The sequence below is a fragment of the Roseococcus microcysteis genome (genome assembly GCF_014764365.1).
Taxonomy (GTDB): domain Bacteria; phylum Pseudomonadota; class Alphaproteobacteria; order Acetobacterales; family Acetobacteraceae; genus Roseococcus; species Roseococcus microcysteis.
Genome location: NZ_CP061718.1, coordinates 711961 through 728644, shown reverse-complemented (window position 1 = coordinate 728644; position 16684 = coordinate 711961). Strand labels below are relative to the sequence as shown.

The window sequence follows — 16684 nt, the reverse complement described above, 5'->3', positions numbered from 1 at the left end:
TGATCTGTGCGGGGCGCACGGCGCGTGGCATCTTGCGCCGCAAGCAGGAGGAGGGGGGCATGACGGCACCGGTGCTGATCGCGGGCGGGGGCGTGGGCGGGCTGACGCTGGCCCTCTCCCTGCATGAGCGCGGCATTCCGTGCGAGGTCTTCGAGGCCGCGCCCGAGGTGAAGCAGCTCGGCGTCGGCATCAACACCCTTCCGCACGCCATCCGGGAATTGTCCGCGCTGGGATTGCTGGAGGCGCTGGACGCCATCGCCATCCGCACCCGCGAGTTGCGCTACCTCGACCGCTTCGGCAACCGCATCTGGACCGAGGCGCGCGGGCTGCATGCGGGGCATGAGGCGCCGCAATTCTCCATCCATCGCGGGCGGCTGCACGGCGCGCTGTGGCAGGCGGCGATGGAACGCCTGGGACCCGCGCGCATCCACACCAACAAGCGGCTGCAAGGCTATATGCAGGACAGAAGCGCGGTGACGGTGCGCTTCACCGATGGCAGCACGCGGCGCGGCAAGGCGCTGGTGGGGGCGGATGGCATCCACTCCGCCCTGCGCGCGCTGATGCACCCGCATGATGGCGGCATCCGCTGGAACGGCATCCAGATGTGGCGGGGCGCGGTGGATTGGCCCGTCTTCGAGGGCGGCGACGTGATGACGGTGGCCGGCGACATGCGGGAGAAGCTGGTGCTCTACCCCATCGCCGCCGGCGCCACGCCGCAGACGCGCCTGACGAACTGGGTGGTCTGCGCCCAGATCGGCGATGCCACGCAGCCGCCGCCGCGCCGCGAGGATTGGTCGCGCCCCGGCCGGCTGGAGGATGTGCTGCCCCATGTGCAGCGCTTCCGCGTGCCCTGGCTGGATGTGGAGGCGCTGGTCCGTGCCACGCCCGAATTCTGGGAATATCCCATGTGCGACCGTGACCCGCTGCCGCACTGGACCGAGGGCCGCGTCACGCTGCTGGGCGACGCCGCGCACCCCATGTATCCGGTGGGCTCCAATGGCGCCTCCCAGGCCATATTGGATGCGCGGCTGCTGGCGCGGTTGCTGGGCGAAATGACCGTGCCAAAGGCCCTGGCCGCCTATGAGGCCGAACGCCTGCCCGCCACGCGCGAGATCGTGCTCGCCAACCGTCGCGGCGGGCCCGAGCGCGTGGTGGATGTGGTCAGCGAACGCGCGCCCGAGGGCTTCGCCGACATCGCGCAGGTGATCGCACAGGACGAACTCGCCGCCATCGCGCGCGGCTATGCCCAAATGACAGGAGCCCGCCGATGAGCCGCATCGAGATCGAGGAACGCGGCGACATCCGCCACGTCATCGTGGCCAATGACGCCAAGCTGAACACGCTGAACTCGCCGCTGCTGGAGGCGCTGGCCGAGGCCTTCGCGGTGGGGCCGGACACGCGCGCCGTGGTGCTGGCGGGCGAGGGGCCGCGCGCCTTCATCGGCGGCGCCGACATCCGCGAGATGGGCGCCATCACCACGCCGGAGGGCGGGCGCGAATTCATCACCCGGGTCCATCGCGTGAGTGCCGCCATCCGTGCCTGCCGCGTGCCCGTCATCGCGCGCATCCAGGGCTGGTGCCTGGGCGCGGGGATGGAGATCGCGGCGGCCTGTGACATGCGGCTTGCTTCCACCGCCGCGAAATTCGGCATGCCGGAGGTGCGCGTGGGTATCCCTTCGGTGGTCGAGGCCGCGCTGCTGCCGGGCCTGATCGGCTGGGGCCGCACGCGCCGCCTGCTGCTGCTGGCCGAGACCATAGATGCCGCCACCGCCGAATCCTGGGGCTTCTGCGAGCGGGTGGTGGAACCGGAGGCGCTGGACGGCGCCCTCGACGAATGGCTGCACCTGCTGCGGGAGGCCGGCCCGCGCGCCATCGCCGACCAGAAGGCGCTGATCCGCGCCTGGGAGGATTTGCCGCTGAGCCAGGCCATCGCCGCAGGCATCCCCGCCTTCGCCCGCGCCTTCGAGACCGACGAGCCGGGGCGGATGATGGGGCAGTTTCTTCATCGGAAGCGCTGAAGCGCGATCGCCGCAGGGCGGATGCCCGGAGGCGTGAATCGCGCGCGCCGCTGGTCGCGATCGCCGCAGGGCGGATGCCCGGAGGCGTGAATCGCGCGCGCGCCGCTGGTCGCGATCGCCGCAGGGCGGATGCCCGGAGGCGTGAATTGCGCGCGCCGCTGGTCGCGATCGCCGCAGGGCGGATGCCCGGAGGCGTGAATCGCGCGCGGATATATCAGCCCCGCAGCGCCTTGATCTGCGCCGGATAGCTGGAGGGGTCGGTGCGCACATCAATGAGGCGCGGGCCGGGCGTCGCCTCCGCCTCGGCCAATGCCGCGCGCAGCCCGGCCGCATCCGCCACCCGCCAGGCCGTCCCTCCCATGCCGCGCATCACCTGCGCGAAATCGGCTTCGGGCCAGTCCAGCGCGCCCTCGGGCAGGTCACGCGCGCCTTTCTTGATGTCGATCAGCGAGAGCAGCGCGTCGTTGAACACCACCACCGTCAGGTTCAGCTTCATGGCGGCGGCGGTGGCCAATTCGCCGAGGCACATCATCAGCCCGCCATCGCCCGTGAAGGCCAAGGCACCCCGCGCGGGGTCGTGCCAGGCGGCGGCGATGGCCGCGGGCAGCGCATAGCCCATGGTGGCGAGGCCGTTGGAAATCAGCAGGTCCCCGGGCGCGAAGCATTCCCAGAAGGTCGTGCAGGGGAACATATGCGCCCCCGCATCCACCGCGACGCGCGGATGACCGGATAGCGCTGCCTGGGTGGTGGTCACGATCTCCGACGGCGCCATGCCACGATTGCCGCCGGCCGTGTTTCGTAGCGACTCCGCCCAGGCGGCGCGGCGCCGCGCCACTTCGCCGGTGGGCCAGGGGCGGGCGGGGCAGGTGCCGGCCAATTCCTCGGCCGCCGCCTCCCAGGCGCCATGCATGGCGAGGGCGGGCGGCGTGTAGTCGAGCCGGCGCGGGGCGGTGGCGAAATCGAGCACGGGGGCGGCATAGCGCCAGGCCTGGCCGATGAACTCCACCGGGTCCGCGCCCAGCAGGATGATCAGGTCCGCCTCGCGCAGCAGTGGCGCCTCGGCCTCGCCGCCCGTGAAGACGCCGGCGAACAGGGGGTGGCGGTCCGGCACCACGCCCTTGGCCTTGTAGGTGACGAGGGCCGGCGCCCCCAGCGCCTCCACCAGGGCGCGGGTCGCGGCGGCGCGGGCCGGGGCGGTGGCCTCCAGCCCGATGACCAGGGCGGGGCGCTGCGCCTGCCCGATCATCCGGCGCGCGGCGGCGATGGTCGCCGCATCGGGGGGCGGCAGTTCGGGCATGCGGAAGTCGGGTCCGGACACGGCCGCGCCGCCCGCCACATCGCCCGGCAGTTCGAGATAGGCGGGGCCGCGCGGGGCGGCCAGCGCGGCTTCGAGTGCGGCGCATGTGGCCTCGCCCGCCGGCACCTCCTGGGCGCGGAGCCGCGCGGAGGTGACGGGCGCCATCATCGCCGCCTGGTCGAACCATTGGTGGGTGGTGAAGCGCGCCTCGGCCGCCGGGAAGCCATCGGCGAAGAGGATCACGGGCGCCCGTTCCAGCGCCGCATTGGCCATGGCATTGGCGGCGTTGGACACGCCCGGGCCCCGCGTGGTCAGCAGGCCGACGGGCCGATGGGTCAGCTCCGCCAGGGCCCCGGCCATGATACCGGCACCCCCCTCGGTCCGGGCCAGTACGAAGGGAATGCCCTGGCGCTTTGCGGCGGCGATGAGGTCGAGGCTCGATCCACCGCCCGGAACGCCGAAGATGGCCGGCATGCCGGCCGCGGCGCAGCAGGCCATGACGGATTGCGCGCCGGTGAGGCGCTGTGGCGTCTGATCCATGGATGTGGTTCCCCCCGAGGCGTGTCGCCCATCATACGCCCCGGGCCGCCCCGGCCCAGCCCGGCGCTGCCTGTCCGGGCGGCAACTCCGTGCCGCTGCCCCGCTTTTTGCGTCGGGCTGGCTTGCGTCGGGCGCAAGGCCTTGGTCAATTCGGCGTTATGAGTCAAAGCCAATCCCAGGGCGGGCCCCGCACCCCCCCGCCGCCTTCGACGAGCTGGGCCAGGGTGCCGAGGTGCGCGCCGCCTATGCCGCCGTCGCCGCCTGGCTGGAGCGCACCCCGCCTGCCGAGCTGGAGGCCAAGCGCGCCGAGGCCGAGCTGCTGTTTCGCCGTGTCGGCATCACCTTCGCCGTCTATGGCGAGGGCGGCGACCCGGAGCGGCTGATCCCCTTCGACATCATCCCCCGCGTGCTGGCCCGCAGCGAATGGGACCGGCTCAGCGCCGGCCTCTCCCAGCGCGTACGCGCGCTGAACGCCTTCCTGGCCGATGCCTATGGCAAGCAGGAAATTCTCAAGGCAGGCGTGATCCCGGCAAGCCTCGTCACCGGCAACGAACAGTTCCGGCCCGAGATGCAGGGTTTCCAGCCCCCCGGCGGCGTCTATACCCATATCGCGGGCATCGACCTGGTCCGCACCGGGCCGGACCAGTTCTATGTGCTGGAGGACAATGCGCGCACGCCGTCGGGCGTCTCCTACATGCTGGAAAACCGGGAGGCGATGCTGCGCCTCTTCCCGCGTTTGCTGGCGCGCCACCGGCTGGCGCCGGTGAACCGCTACCCCGAGGATTTGCTGACCACACTGAAGGCCGCGGCACCCGACCGCGCGGGGCCCAACCCCACCGTCGTGATCCTGACGCCGGGCGCCTTCAACAGCGCCTACTATGAGCACTGCTTCCTGGCCGACGAGATGGGCGTGGAGGTGGTGGAAGGCGCCGACCTCTTCGTGGACGAGAACGTGGTCTTCATGCGGACCACGGCCGGCCCGCGCCGGGTGGACGTGATCTACCGCCGCATTGATGACGACTACCTGGATCCGCGTGCCTTCCGCCCCGATTCCATGCTGGGCGTGCCCGGCCTCATGGCCGCCTATCGCGCGGGCAATGTGGCGCTGTGCAACGCGCCCGGCTGCGGCATCGCGGACGACAAGGCGATCTACCCCTTCGTTCCGCAGATGATCCGCTTCTACCTGAATGAGGACCCCAAGCTGGCCAATGTCCCCACCTATCTCTGCGAGCGCGACGCCGACCGCGCCTATGTGCTGGACCACCTGGATGAGCTGGTCGTGAAGCTCGCCCAGGGCTCCGGCGGCTATGGGATGATGATCGGCCCCCATGCCACGGCGGCCGAGCGCGCGGATTTCGCGGCGCGCATCAAGGCGCGGCCCGCGGACTACATCGCCCAGCCGACGCTCGCGCTCTCCACCGTGCCCACCCTCTGCGCGAACGGCGTGGCGCCGCGGCATGTGGACCTCAGGCCCTTCGTGCTCTCCACGAAGGATGAGGTGCGGATCGTCCCCGGCGGGCTGACGCGCGTGGCGCTGCGCGAGGGTTCGCTGGTGGTGAACTCCTCCCAGGGCGGCGGCACCAAGGACACCTGGGTGCTGGAGAACGACCCCCAAGAAGGCGGCGCGCAAGGAGCCGTGGCATGCTGAGCCGCTCCGCCGACAGTCTCTTCTGGCTGGGCCGCTACACCGAGCGCGCGGCCAATGTGGCGCGCGGCCTTTCGGTGGCGTTGCGCATGGCGGGGCTTTCCGCGCAGCTGGGCGCGGAGGGCGATGAATGGCGCTCGCTGCTGATCGCCACCGGCTGCGAGCCCGCCTTCTTCGGGAAGCACGAGGAGGCCAGCCAAGAGAACGTCGTGGACTTCCTGGTGCGCGACCCGGACAACCCCACCGGCATCATCTCCTGCTTCGCCGCCGCCCGGCACAATGCGCGCAGCGTGCGCACCGCGCTGACGGTGGACATGTGGGGCGCGCTGAACGATTCCTGGAACACGCTGCGCCACGCCGAATTCCAGGGCGAACGCCTGCCGGGCTTCCTCGAATGGGTGCGTGAGCGGGTGCTGCTGTTCAACGGCGCGGCGCATGACACCATGCTGCGCGGCGAACCCTGGCTCTTCGTGCAGCTCGGCACCGCGCTGGAGCGTGCGGACAACACGGCGCGGTTGCTGGACGTGAAGCACCATCTGCTGGCGCCCGCGCAGCAGGCGACCGTGGAATACGCGCAGTGGCAGGCCATCCTGCAATCGGTCTCGGCGCTGCGGGCCTATCACTGGGTCTACAAGGACCGGCTGGAGCCGGCCAAGATCGCGGAACTTCTCATCCTGCGGCCCGAGCTGCCGCGCAGCCTCACCGCCTGCCATGGCCGCGTGCTGGAGGTGCTCGACCGCATCGCGGCCGGCCAGGCGGGGCGGCGAGGCGAATGCCACCGCATGGCGGGCGAGCTGCATGCCCGGCTGCGCTACGGGCGGATCGAGGAGATCCTCTCGGCCGGGCTGCACGAATACCTGACCGACATGATCATGCGCACGGCCGAGTTGGGGAACGAGATCGAGGCCTTCTACATCAGGGCGTAACAGCGCGGACTCCTCAGGTCTGTGCCCCGCCATTCACCTGCAGCATCTGCCCGTTCACATAGGCACCGCCCGACGAAACCAGCAGGCGCAGCACGGCGGCCACCTCGGCCGGCGTGCCCTCGCGTCCCACCGGCACTTTCGCCACGGCCGCGGCGCGGTAGGCCGCGCCCTCGCCCGTGGCCGGGTCATCGGCCGCGATCGGGCCAGGGGAGATGGCGTTCACCGTGACGCCGCGCGGCCCGAATTCCTTCGCCAGCGCCTTGGTCAGTCCCCAGACCCCGTGCTTGGCCACCGAAACCGGCGCGCGCCCGGCATAGCCATGGATGGCGTTCATCCCGGTGAAGTTCACGATACGCCCCCAGCCGCGTTCCAGCATGCCAGGCAGGCAGGCGCGCGAGAGCCACACCGCCGCATCCATGTCCACGGCGATGACGCGGCGCCATTCCTCCTCGCTCATCTCCAGGAAGGGTTTGGCGGGGCGCAGGGCGGCGTTGTTCACCAGCACATCCACGCCACCCGAAAGTGTCATCGCCTCCTGCGCGATGCGCGCGCATTCGGGGGCGCTGCCCACATCGCCCATCACGACCTGGGCGCGCACGCCATGCGCGCGGGCCGCCTCGGCCACCGCCTCGCAGGCCGCGCGGTCGCGTGAGCCGTTGATGACGACGTCGAAGCCATCCTGCGCCAGGCCCAGCGCCACGGCGCGGCCGATGTTGCGGCCGGCGCCGGTGATGAGGGCGGTCTTGCGGGTCGCGGACATGGGCATCCTCCTGATTTCTTGAGGTTGCCATCCAGCCATGGGCGGGCGGGGGGCGCCAGCCCCGGCCCGTCAGTGCATCAGGGCCGGCCGCGCGGGGCCGGGCAGGCGCAGCCCCTGCGCGGCCAGGATGGCGGCGAAGCGCTGCGCGCTGGCCAGCGCCGGCGTCACCTGGCCCGCCGGCAGCCAGTCCGTGAGAATCCGCACCGGCATGAAGGCATCGCCCTGCTGCAATGCCCCCATGAGCGAGAGCATGTGCACCTCGTCCTCGCCAAGGGCGGGGCAATGGCAGCAACGCACCTCGATCAGGCGCCGGGCATGGCCGGCCACCACCTCCATCAGCCGGTTGAAGCCCTGCGCGCCCTCGCCGGGCACCCCGGCCAGGCGCAGGATTTCGCGCCAGTTCGGGTGCTCCTGTCCGGGCTTGACCAGGGGTGCCACCCAGGCGCGCATCGCGCCCACCACCAGCAGGGCAGGGATGTCCAGCGCGTGCACGGGCCGGTCGGTGTCGGCATGGCCGTCCGGGCAGGGAGGGGTGTGGGACATGCGGCCTTCCTTCAAGCTGTCTCTTTCGGAACGGCCGGAGCCTATGCTAAATGAGAATGCGTCGCAATTACATTAAAGCCAGCCCGGAGCCCCCCATGCCCGATCACAACCCCCCCAACACGGCGCTGGCCATGCTGCTCGGCCGCGCCTCCGTCTCGCCCACGCAGCTTCGCCCGCCCGCGCCCGATGCGGCCGCGCTGGAATTGTCGGTGGCCGCGGCCTTGCGCGCACCCGACCATGGCGGGCTGCGCCCCTGGCGCTTCCGCATGATCGCGGGCGAGGCGCGGGCGCGCTGGGGCCAGGTGCTGGCGGATTCGCTGGCCCGCCGCATCCCCGAAACCCCGCCCGAGCGGCTGGAACTCGAAGCAAGCAAGCCGCTGCGGGCCCCGCTGGTGATCGCGGCGGGGGCCGCGCTGCGGCACAACCACCGCATCCCGGTCTGGGAACAGGAGGCCACGGCCGCGGCGGGCATCATGAACCTGATGAACGCGCTGCACGCCCAGGGCTATGGCGCCATCTGGCTCTCCTCCGGCGCGCTGGAGGACCCGGTGGTGAAGCGCGCCCTGGGCCTGGCCGAGGCCGATTTGCTGCTGGGCTGGATCTATGCCGGCACGCCGGCCGCCCCCGTAGCACCCGTGCCGCGTCCGGACCCTTCCGCCTTCTGGTCGGAATGGGAGTGAAGCCGCGCGGATCGCGCCCACATCAAACCCCAAGGCCGCCTTCCTGCCTGGCCTGACCTGAGGAGAAACCGCCCATGTATGTCGCCTGCAACCGCTTCCGGGTGATCCCGGCCGCCACTGCCGAGTTCGAGGCCATGTGGCTCAACCGCGAGAGCCACCTGCACGAGGTGGACGGCTTCATGACCTTCCATCTGCTGCGCGGGCCGGCGGCGGAGGACCATGTGCTCTATTCCTCCTTCACCCTCTGGGCCTCGCGCGAGGCCTTCGAGGGCTGGACGCGCTCCGAGCAGTTCCGCCGCGCCCATGCCGGGGCCGGGGGGTCCAAGCCCACCACCATCGGCCCGCCGCAATTCGAGGGCTTCGAGGTGCTGCAGACCATCGGCGCCGCGGCGCCGGCGGGCTGAGGGCGGTCAGGCCGTCCGCCACCCATAGGTGTCGAAGGCGATGCCGCGCGGGCGTGGATCGTCCGGATGCGGGACGGTCTCGCCCGTGTCGATCTCAAGCCGGACGAAGGGACGGCTCGGGCGGCAGGGAATGACCAGCCGCTCGGCATGGCCGCGCAATGGCTCGAAGAGGTGCGGAGCGGGTGCGCCATCCACCAGCACCGCGAGGCGCCCCCGCAGCGACGGGTCGCCATAGCCGCGCACCCAGACCAGCAATTCGATCGGCATGCCGGGCGGCACCGGCATGTAGAGCAGCAGCCGGGGCCCGGGGCCGGACCACAGGGACCGGAAGGGCGTGCCCGCGCCGTCGCGCGGGTGGAAGCCGCGGCCGATGAGCGGGCCGCGCACGCTGAAGCACATCGCCTCGCCGTCGAAGTCACCACGCAGCAGGGCGGTGGTGGCGGCGGCGTCGCGCGCCTCGAAGGCCTCGTCCGTCCAGGCCTGGGCGGTGGCGCGGTGGCGGGAATCGAAGAGCTCCACGGCGCGGGCATGGAGCTGGGCGTCGAAGCGGGTCAGCGACGCCAGTTCCTGCGCGGCCGGGCCGCTCTCGATGGCCCGGACGCGGTCCGAGGCGCTGTCGTTCAGCCGGGGGAAAGCCGCGACGGGCGGCAGGCCAAGGCGTTCGGCGATGGCGTTGCGCGTCAGGTCCAGCTCCTCGGTGAGGCCCACCACCTCGATGTCCTCCTCAAGGCAGGCCAGCGCGGCGCCCAGCAGCAAGGCGGGGTCGGCCGTCTCGCAGAAGGCCTTGTCGAGCCGACTGGAGGCGAGGATCCGCGTCATCGTGTTGTCCACATAATGCCGGTAGGGGCCGCGCCTGTGCCGCATGAGGAAGTCCTTGAGCGGCAGGCGCCGGGTATCGCTCACCATTTCGTGCAGGTCGGCCGGCCCATGGCGCGTGTCCGCGTCATCGAGCCGCCGCCAGTCGGAGATATGGGACACAAGCCGTGCCATCGGTTCGCGCAGCACGGTCAGTCGCAGCGTGCCGGGGGGGCATGTGCGATCAGGTTGCGGTGCCCATGTACCACGGCGGCGGACAGGAAAACGGTGCGGGTGCGAAGCAGGGTGCTCTGCATCAACCCGTCCCAGCGCCGCTGGTCGCCCGCCAGCGTGTCGAGCCAGCTGTTCAGCGAGGTGCCGGCGCATTTCATGATGTGGGCGTGCAGCACGCGCTGCCAGCGGGGGCTGGCCAAGCCGTTGGCCGCCTGGAAGCCGCCGGTCTGCAGCCCCGCCTCGCCGGCCTCGCGCGGGGCGGGTGGGGCCGGCTGGCCCGCTTCCAGCACGGAGGCCACATGGCTGAGGCTGGTCGCCACGGTCAGCGCCGGGGCGGTGGGCAGGGCGCCGTCCAGCATCTCCGCGCGCCCGGGCCCGCCATGGGACGCGATGTGGTCGAGATGCGGGAGGATCAGGGGCGCCTGCGCCAGCTCGGGCAGGGCGCGTCCCAGCGCGACCAGGGCCTCGGCCAGGCCCTGCGTCGCCTCCGGCGCCCCCAGCGCCTCGGCGAGGCGGGCCACCGCATGGCGCAGCGGCAGGTAGCCATAGAAGACCAGGGGCGCGGGCAGTTGGGGCCGATGCGCCGCCAGCAGCGCCAGCCAGTCCCCCAGCGCCGCCTCGCCCGCGGCATCGTCCCCGGCCGCCGCGACCCTGGCGCTGGCCTGCGCGAGATCGGAGGCGAAGCCTTCCGCGCCGGCCTCGCGCAGCCGCGCATCCGCCAGGCGCGCCGCCGCCATGAAGCCCGCCATCTCGTGCGGGGGCAGCTCAAGGTCGGCCAGGCCCGCCGCATGGGCAGCGGCCTCGTTGAGCAGCGCCAGATAGGTGGGGCTGTGGGTCTGCACAGGTGTCAGTGCATGTGGTCGCGGACGGTGCGGGCCAGCAGCAGGCCGAGCAGCGCGCCCAGCAGGGCGAGCGCGGCCGCCGTGCCCAGATGCTCCAGCCGGCGCGGATAGGCGGCGGAGCGGGGCAGGGTGGGCCGCACCACCTCGGCCAGATAGAGCTGCTGGCGGCTCGCATCGCTGCGCGCGCGCTCCAGCGAGCCCAGCAAGGCCTCATAGGATCGCAGGGCGAGCATGGACTCGGTCTCCAGCGTCTCATAGCCGCGCAGCGCACCGGCCAGCGCCTCGGCGTTCTGGCCGGTGGTGCGCTGCGCGATCTCGCGCAATTGCCCCTCCAGCGCGGCGATGCGCTGGCGCAGCTGCACGATGGCGGGCGCGTTGTCGGCGGTGAAGCGGCGCAGCTGGGTGAGGCGCGCACGTTCCTGCGTGATCTCGGCCTCCAGCCGGGCGCGCAGCTCGTCGCTCGCCTCGGCGGTGCGGCGGGGGTCCAGGATCTCGTTGGCCTCACGGAACCGGCGCAGCGCGTCGCGGGCGCGGGCGAGGCGGGTCTCGGCCTCGGCCACCTCCGCCTCCACCGCGTCCAGCAGGCCGCGCCGGGCGGCGAGCGACATGCGGTTCACCAGCTCCTCGGCGAGCGCGCGGGTGGCCTGGGCCAGGGCCAGGGCGTCCTCGGCCGAGAAGGCGCGCGCCTCCACCGCCACGATGCCATTGGTGTGGTCGAAATAGGGGCGAAGCTGGCTGGAGAGGTAGCGCCGCAGCCGCTCGGGCGAGGCATCGGCCGGCAGCCGCGCCAGGGGATCAATGGTGGGCGCGCCGAACATCCGCCGCAGGTCGAGCCGCTCCTCCAGCGTCTGCAAGGCGTCATGGCTGCGGAGGAACTGCACCACGGCATTGCTCTCGGTGACGGTGGCGAGCATGGGCGTGCCCATCATGGGCATGGCCCCCTGCACCCTAGGCTGGTCGGCCTGGCGCACGGCGAAGCGGACCTCGCTGACATAGACATCCGACGCCCAGAGGAAGAGGTAGGCGGCATAGGCCATGAAGCCCGCCAGCGCCGCCAGCAGCCACCAGCGCGTGCCGCCCCGCTTCCGGGGGCGCCCCAGGGAGGGCACGGCGAGCGGCGGTGGCGCCGCGGGCGCGGGCGGTGCCGCCGCCTCGCGCCGGGCCGGGGTGCGTGCGCGTTCCTCAAGCATGGGAGACCCCCATCAACGCCGCATAGGCGGCCATGGCCTCGTCCACCGTGTCATAGGGGGTGAGGGAACCGCCATCCAGAATGGCGCAGCAATCGCACAGCGCGCGGATGGTGGCGCTGCTGTGTGAGACGAGAATGAGCGAGGAGCGCGTCAGCCGCTCGCGGAAGGCCTGGGAGGATTTGGCGCGGAAGCGCGCATCGCCCACCTCCGTGATCTCGTCCACCAGATAGACGTCGAAATCGATGGCGAGCGACAGCCCGAAGGCGAGCTTGGCCACCATGCCGGAGGAGTAGGTCTCGATCGGCATGTCGAGCCAAGGGCCGAGTTCCGCGAAATCGGCCACGAAATCCAGCACCTCCCGCGGGGATGCCCCGTAGAGGCGGGAGAGGAAGAGCAGGTTCTCCCGCCCCGACAGCCCGCCATGGAAGGTGCCCGAGAAGCCCATGCTGAAGGAGACGCGGCAGCGGCGCTCGATCCGCCCGGCATCGGGCGCCTCGCTGCCCGCGATCAGGCGCAGCAGGGTGGACTTGCCCGCCCCGTTGCCGCCCAGGATGCCGACATTGCGTCCGGGCGGGAAGGCGATGCTGACATCGCGCAGGATGGGCTTTCGGCTGCCGTCGCGCGCCCGGTAGGCCTTGCTGACGCCGTCCAGCACGATCATGTCGCCCCCCGCAGCCGTCGGTGGAAGGCCGCCACCAGCAGCCCGCCCAGCAGCATGGACGCCAGCGACCAGCGCAGCAGGTAGCCGGTGTCGAGATAGGGCGAGACATAGAGCGGATAATAGGCCTGCCGCACCCATTCCAGCGCGTGGAGCAGCGGGTTCCACAGCGCCCATTCGCGGATGCCGGCCGGCATCATGTTCGGATGGTAGAAGATGCCCGAGACGAAATAGAGGCCGCGCAGCGAGACGGTCCAGATCCGTTCAGGCAGCTCGCTCAACTCGCTCAGCACCATGTTCGCCAGCGCGATCCCGCTGGCCAGCAGGAACAGCACCACATAGGCCGCGAGCAGCGAGAGCGGATCATCCGGCAGGCGCGCGAAGCCCATGGCGATGAAGGCCGTGAGCGTCACGAGGAAGACCACCACATCGGTGGCCGCGCGCAGCAGCAGGCGCGCGGCCGCGATGTCGCCCAGTGTCACCACCGGCACCGAGAGCAGCACCCGGCTGTCGCGCGCCATGTGCATGCCGCGTTCGGTCACATGGCAGAAGAAGAGGTAGGGCAGAACGCCCGTCATGTAGAAGACGGGCAGGCTGTCGCCGATCGGCGCCCGGCTCCCGCCCATGAGGCCGATGGCGACGAACAGGATGAAGACGTGGGTGATGGGCTCGAACAGGGACCAGGCATAGCCCAGCCGGCTATGGGTGAATTGCGTGCGCGCCTCGCGCAGCATCAGCGCGTCCACGATGCGCGCGCGCGTGCGCAGCAGCGGGCCCCATGCGACGCGGGGCCGTGGCGGCAGGCTGGCGGGCAGGCGGGCCCAGGCGGGCGTCTCGCGGCGTGGCGCCTCGATGTGGACGGGCGGCGGCGCGTGTTCGCGGTTGAGCGCCTCGGCGCCGCTGGAGACCAGCACCTCCTCCGCGAAACCCACCTGGTCGGCCGAGAGGGAGGCGGCGCGGCGGCTGGCGGCGATGGCCTCCTCCACCTGGCCCAGCGCCAGATGCGCGGCGGAGGCCATGCGCCAGGCCACGGCATGCTCCGGTGCCAGGCCGATGGCGCGCCCCGCCGCCAGCAGCGCCGCGCCGGGTGCCCCCTGTTGCAGGCGCAGCCCGGCCAGGTGGATGAGATATTCCTCGGCGCGCGGGTCGAGGCGCACCGCCGCCTCCGCCGCCTCAATGGCCAGGCGCTGCCGGCCCAGCACGGACCAGATGCCGCTCAGCACGCGGGCGAAAAGCGGCCCGGTGCCGGCTTCAGGCCAGAGCGGCAGCATGGCCTGCTCGGCCCAATGCGGCTCTTCGGCCTGGAGCAGCAGGCAGGCGGCTTCGATGCGCGGGAACTCCGCGCCTGGGGCCTCCGCCATGCGATCGAGGGCACCGGCCAGCCGTCCGGCGGGTTCGGCCGGGAAGGGGGCACGCAGCAGGGGCGCCAGCGCCTCAGGCGTCCAGGCCTCGCCCCGCGGCGCGGCCGCGCCCAGCAGCAGCGCGGCAAGACGCAGGGCGGGTCCATCCTCGCCCCGCGCCATCGCCGCCGCGATGCGCGCGCGCGCCTCGTCAGCGCGGTCCTCCCGCACCAGGGATGCGAGTGCCGCAGGGTCTTCCTGGCCGGTGCCGTCGCGGATCACACGGGGGGTCTCATCTGGGGAAGGCCCGCACCAGGCCGCCCGGCTTGCCATCGAACTGTGCCGGCGCCTCGGGGCCGTAATCGTGCCAGCCTGGCGGGGCGCCAGGGACGTTGTACTGCACGTGGTAGATGTCGCGTGGGATGGCGGCGAAGAGGTCGGCCGCGCTCTGGCCGAACTGCGGCAGGAATTGCGGGTGGACCTCGATGAAGATGCGTGGCCGGCATTCGCGCAGCATCCGCTGCGCGCCCATCAGCGCGCCCGCCTCGGCGCCCTCCACGTCGAGCTTGAGGAAGGAGGGGCGCGCGTCCAGGTAGTCGTCCAGCGGTTCGATCGCGAGCGGGAAGGCGCTGGCGGCGCGGTTGATGGGCTTGTTGCCGCTGGTCATCTGCACTTCCAGCTCGGTCATCACCGTCTCGCGCTTCACGCCCACGCCGGTGCGCGTGGAGGTGAGCCAGGGCGTGTCGTTCAGGATGGCCTGGGCCTCCACCTGCAGGTAGTTCTGCGGGAAGGGGTCGAAGGCGATCACGCGGCCGCTGGGGCCGGTGGTCTTGGCGAAGAGCATCGCGATCTCGCCCGCATGGGCGCCGCAGTCGAGGATGGTCTCTCCCGGCCGCGCATAGCCCTCGGTCACATAGAAGCCGCCGTGATGCTGGGTGCTCTGCGCATACCAGGAGAGCGAGTTGGGCGTGCCGATCAGCATGGGAAAGCGCGGGTCCATCCCACGCTCCACGAAGCAGGGCTTGAGGAAGCATTGCCCGCCCCGGTAGTCATGCTGCGCCATGGCGGCCTCGGCCATGCGCAGGAATTCGGCCCGCGCCTCGCGCGTCCGGCCGAGATCGGGCGGGCCGGTCAGCGCCGCCAGCTTCTCGTAATAGGGGTTGAAGCTGTAGGGGGCGTAGTCCTGCCCGGCGAAGCCGCGGGCGAAGCGCAGCGTGACCTCGCCCTCGAAGGGCTTGATCACCGCGACCAGCTGCAAGGAAGGCGATTGCGGCCGGGCCGCGATGCGCGAGGCCACGGAAAGGTGGCTCACGGCCCGCACCGGCATATGGCCCGCGAAGAGGAAGTCCTGCCCTTCGGCGATGCCCAGCGCCAGCCCCTCCACCACCGCGATGCGCCCGCATTTGAGCGAGAGTGCGGCGACGGTGCCGAAGCGCGGGTCCTCCACCGCCTCGGGCAGGAAGGGCAGGCGCAGGATGAGATGGCCGTTCTTCGCGGCCGTCCCCGTCCGGCGCAGCGTGATGGAGAGGTCCACCACATCCCCCCGCGCACGCCGCGCGGCCGAGATCGCGTGGAAGGTGACGCTGGCCGAGGGACGCTCCTCCTCGCCCAGCCCGTTCCAGGCGAGTTCCATCAGCAGCGGGTGGCAGCCCGGCTCATGCGTGACACCCGTGAGGTCGAGGCCGCTCGCGCTCACTTCCGGGCCGCTCAGCAGGAAGACGTCGTCATGCCGGACCAGGAAGCGGGCGGCGATGGCCTCCGGCACGCCTTCGGGAAGGGGATGTTCCATGGATTCAGCCTTTCACGCGCGCAGCGGGCGCGGGACGAGAGGTAGGGGCATCAGCGGGCATGGCGGCGATACACGGCACAGATGTTGCCGGGCGCCTCGGGCTGGTGGAGGAGGTCCACGCATTCGGCCATCTCATCCAGCAGCTCTCGGGCGGCGGTGGTGGTCTTCCATTGCGCGTCGTCGAACAGGATGATGCCGCCCGGCCGCACGCGGCGCCCATAGCGCAGCACATCCTCGGCGGCGGCGAGCCGCGCGTGGGAGCCATCGATGTGCAGGTAGTCGATGCTGGGAAAGAGCGTCGCCACCTCGGTCGAGGGCGCTTCCAGGATGCCCACCTCGCGCACCAGGTCGTGCTCGGCCAGGAACCGCAGGAAGCCGCGCTTGATCGGCGCGAAATCGAGGCCGGCCCACCAGTCGTCATTGTCCTTCGTGCCGCGGTCGCGCACCGCGAGCGTGCCGGACCAGCCCTCCACGCCCCAGATTCGCCCCTGGCCCAGATGCCGCAGTGCCGCGGCGCAAGGGATGAGGGAGCGCCCGCCATAGACGCCCACCTCGACGCAGACGAGGGGCCGTTCCTCCAGCACCAGCCGCGCGATGAAGAGGGATTTCTCGCGGTAGCACCAGCCTTCCAGCTGACTCTCCGCGGCCTCGATGAGGGCCAGCACCGAGGGAGGAACGCCGGCCCGCAGCGCAGGGCCGGTCAACGCCGCGGCGTCGCGCAGGACGGAGGCGGTGTTGCGCAGGAAGTCCGCCAGCACGCCTGGCGTGTCGGGCAGCGACGTCCCCCGCGCATGGGCCTGGAAGGCCTCGTGCGCCAGGAGATAGGCGTGGTGGCGCGCCAGCTCCTCGCGCAGGGTGGGCGGCAGCACCGGGGTGGCGAGTGTGAGGGCCTCCGGCAGCGCCTCGACCAGCGAAGCGAGATCCCGGGGGGGCTCGGTGCCCAGCAGGTCCCGCCAATGCTGCGCCAGCTCATGGGGCAGCGGAGGGAGGGCGGCGAGGGGCGCGCTCGCGTCGTCGGCCATGG

Annotated in this window: 16 protein-coding genes; 6 read left to right on the top strand and 10 right to left on the bottom strand. The window is 71.8% G+C overall.

Annotated elements, in window-relative coordinates; genetic code table 11:
* Positions 1-59 precede the first annotated feature (59 nt).
* A complete protein-coding gene (locus tag ICW72_RS03390) occupies positions 60-1271 on the top strand; it encodes a flavin-dependent oxidoreductase (protein ID WP_191084938.1) in 1212 nt (403 codons plus the stop codon).
* A complete protein-coding gene (locus tag ICW72_RS03385; protein ID WP_191084937.1) occupies positions 1268-2017 on the top strand; it encodes an enoyl-CoA hydratase in 750 nt (249 codons plus the stop codon). Before ICW72_RS03390 ends, ICW72_RS03385 begins: the two co-directional genes overlap by 4 nt.
* A gap of 214 nt (positions 2018-2231) precedes the next feature.
* Here ICW72_RS03385 and ICW72_RS03380 read toward each other — a convergent pair whose 3' ends face one another.
* Positions 2232-3854, bottom strand: a complete 1623-nt coding sequence (locus tag ICW72_RS03380; RefSeq protein WP_191084936.1) for a thiamine pyrophosphate-binding protein — start codon at positions 3852-3854, stop codon at positions 2232-2234.
* A gap of 232 nt (positions 3855-4086) precedes the next feature.
* Here ICW72_RS03380 and ICW72_RS03375 point away from each other — a divergent pair, with 232 nt between their 5' ends.
* Complete coding sequence (locus ICW72_RS03375; RefSeq protein ID WP_332308979.1) at positions 4087-5502, top strand: circularly permuted type 2 ATP-grasp protein; 1416 nt, start codon at positions 4087-4089, stop codon at positions 5500-5502.
* On the top strand, positions 5496-6425 hold the full coding sequence (locus tag ICW72_RS03370) for an alpha-E domain-containing protein (protein ID WP_191084934.1): 930 nt from the start codon (positions 5496-5498) through the stop codon (positions 6423-6425). Before ICW72_RS03375 ends, ICW72_RS03370 begins: the two co-directional genes overlap by 7 nt.
* Positions 6426-6438: 13 nt before the next feature.
* On the opposite strand, the gene ICW72_RS03365 is transcribed toward ICW72_RS03370, so the two are convergent.
* The gene (locus ICW72_RS03365; RefSeq protein ID WP_191084933.1) at positions 6439-7185 is read right to left on the bottom strand and encodes an SDR family NAD(P)-dependent oxidoreductase; all 747 of its coding nucleotides are present in this window, start codon (positions 7183-7185) and stop codon (positions 6439-6441) included.
* A 69-nt stretch (positions 7186-7254) separates the two neighbouring features.
* The gene (locus ICW72_RS03360; RefSeq protein WP_191084932.1) at positions 7255-7728 is read right to left on the bottom strand and encodes a hypothetical protein; all 474 of its coding nucleotides are present in this window, start codon (positions 7726-7728) and stop codon (positions 7255-7257) included.
* A 95-nt stretch (positions 7729-7823) separates the two neighbouring features.
* On the opposite strand from ICW72_RS03360, the gene ICW72_RS03355 reads away from it, so the two are divergent.
* Entirely contained in the window at positions 7824-8408 is a 585-nt protein-coding gene (locus tag ICW72_RS03355) for a nitroreductase family protein (protein WP_191084931.1), read from the top strand.
* Positions 8409-8482: 74 nt separating this feature from the next.
* Complete coding sequence (locus ICW72_RS03350; protein WP_191084930.1) at positions 8483-8812, top strand: antibiotic biosynthesis monooxygenase family protein; 330 nt, start codon at positions 8483-8485, stop codon at positions 8810-8812.
* A gap of 6 nt (positions 8813-8818) precedes the next feature.
* Here ICW72_RS03350 and ICW72_RS03345 read toward each other — a convergent pair whose 3' ends face one another.
* From ICW72_RS03345 to ICW72_RS03315, 7 genes are read right to left on the bottom strand one after another with little or no spacing between them, the layout of a single operon-like run.
* Complete coding sequence (locus tag ICW72_RS03345) at positions 8819-9817, bottom strand: hypothetical protein (protein WP_191084929.1); 999 nt, start codon at positions 9815-9817, stop codon at positions 8819-8821.
* Positions 9818-9819: 2 nt separating this feature from the next.
* On the bottom strand, positions 9820-10683 hold the full coding sequence (locus tag ICW72_RS03340; RefSeq protein ID WP_191084928.1) for a hypothetical protein: 864 nt from the start codon (positions 10681-10683) through the stop codon (positions 9820-9822).
* A gap of 5 nt (positions 10684-10688) precedes the next feature.
* Positions 10689-11873 (bottom strand): hypothetical protein, encoded by a 1185-nt coding sequence (locus ICW72_RS03335; protein ID WP_191084927.1) that lies wholly within the window; start codon positions 11871-11873, stop codon positions 10689-10691.
* Positions 11866-12534, bottom strand: coding sequence for an ABC transporter ATP-binding protein (locus tag ICW72_RS03330; RefSeq protein WP_191084926.1), 669 nt, complete (start codon positions 12532-12534; stop codon positions 11866-11868). The genes ICW72_RS03335 and ICW72_RS03330 overlap by 8 nt, the downstream gene beginning before the upstream one ends.
* On the bottom strand, positions 12531-14153 hold the full coding sequence (locus ICW72_RS03325; RefSeq protein ID WP_191084925.1) for an ABC transporter permease: 1623 nt from the start codon (positions 14151-14153) through the stop codon (positions 12531-12533). The genes ICW72_RS03330 and ICW72_RS03325 overlap by 4 nt, the downstream gene beginning before the upstream one ends.
* A gap of 10 nt (positions 14154-14163) precedes the next feature.
* Positions 14164-15660, bottom strand: a complete 1497-nt coding sequence (locus ICW72_RS03320) for an FkbM family methyltransferase (RefSeq protein WP_191084924.1) — start codon at positions 15658-15660, stop codon at positions 14164-14166.
* A 50-nt stretch (positions 15661-15710) separates the two neighbouring features.
* Positions 15711-16682 (bottom strand): class I SAM-dependent methyltransferase, encoded by a 972-nt coding sequence (locus ICW72_RS03315; protein ID WP_191084923.1) that lies wholly within the window; start codon positions 16680-16682, stop codon positions 15711-15713.
* Positions 16683-16684 lie beyond the last annotated feature (2 nt).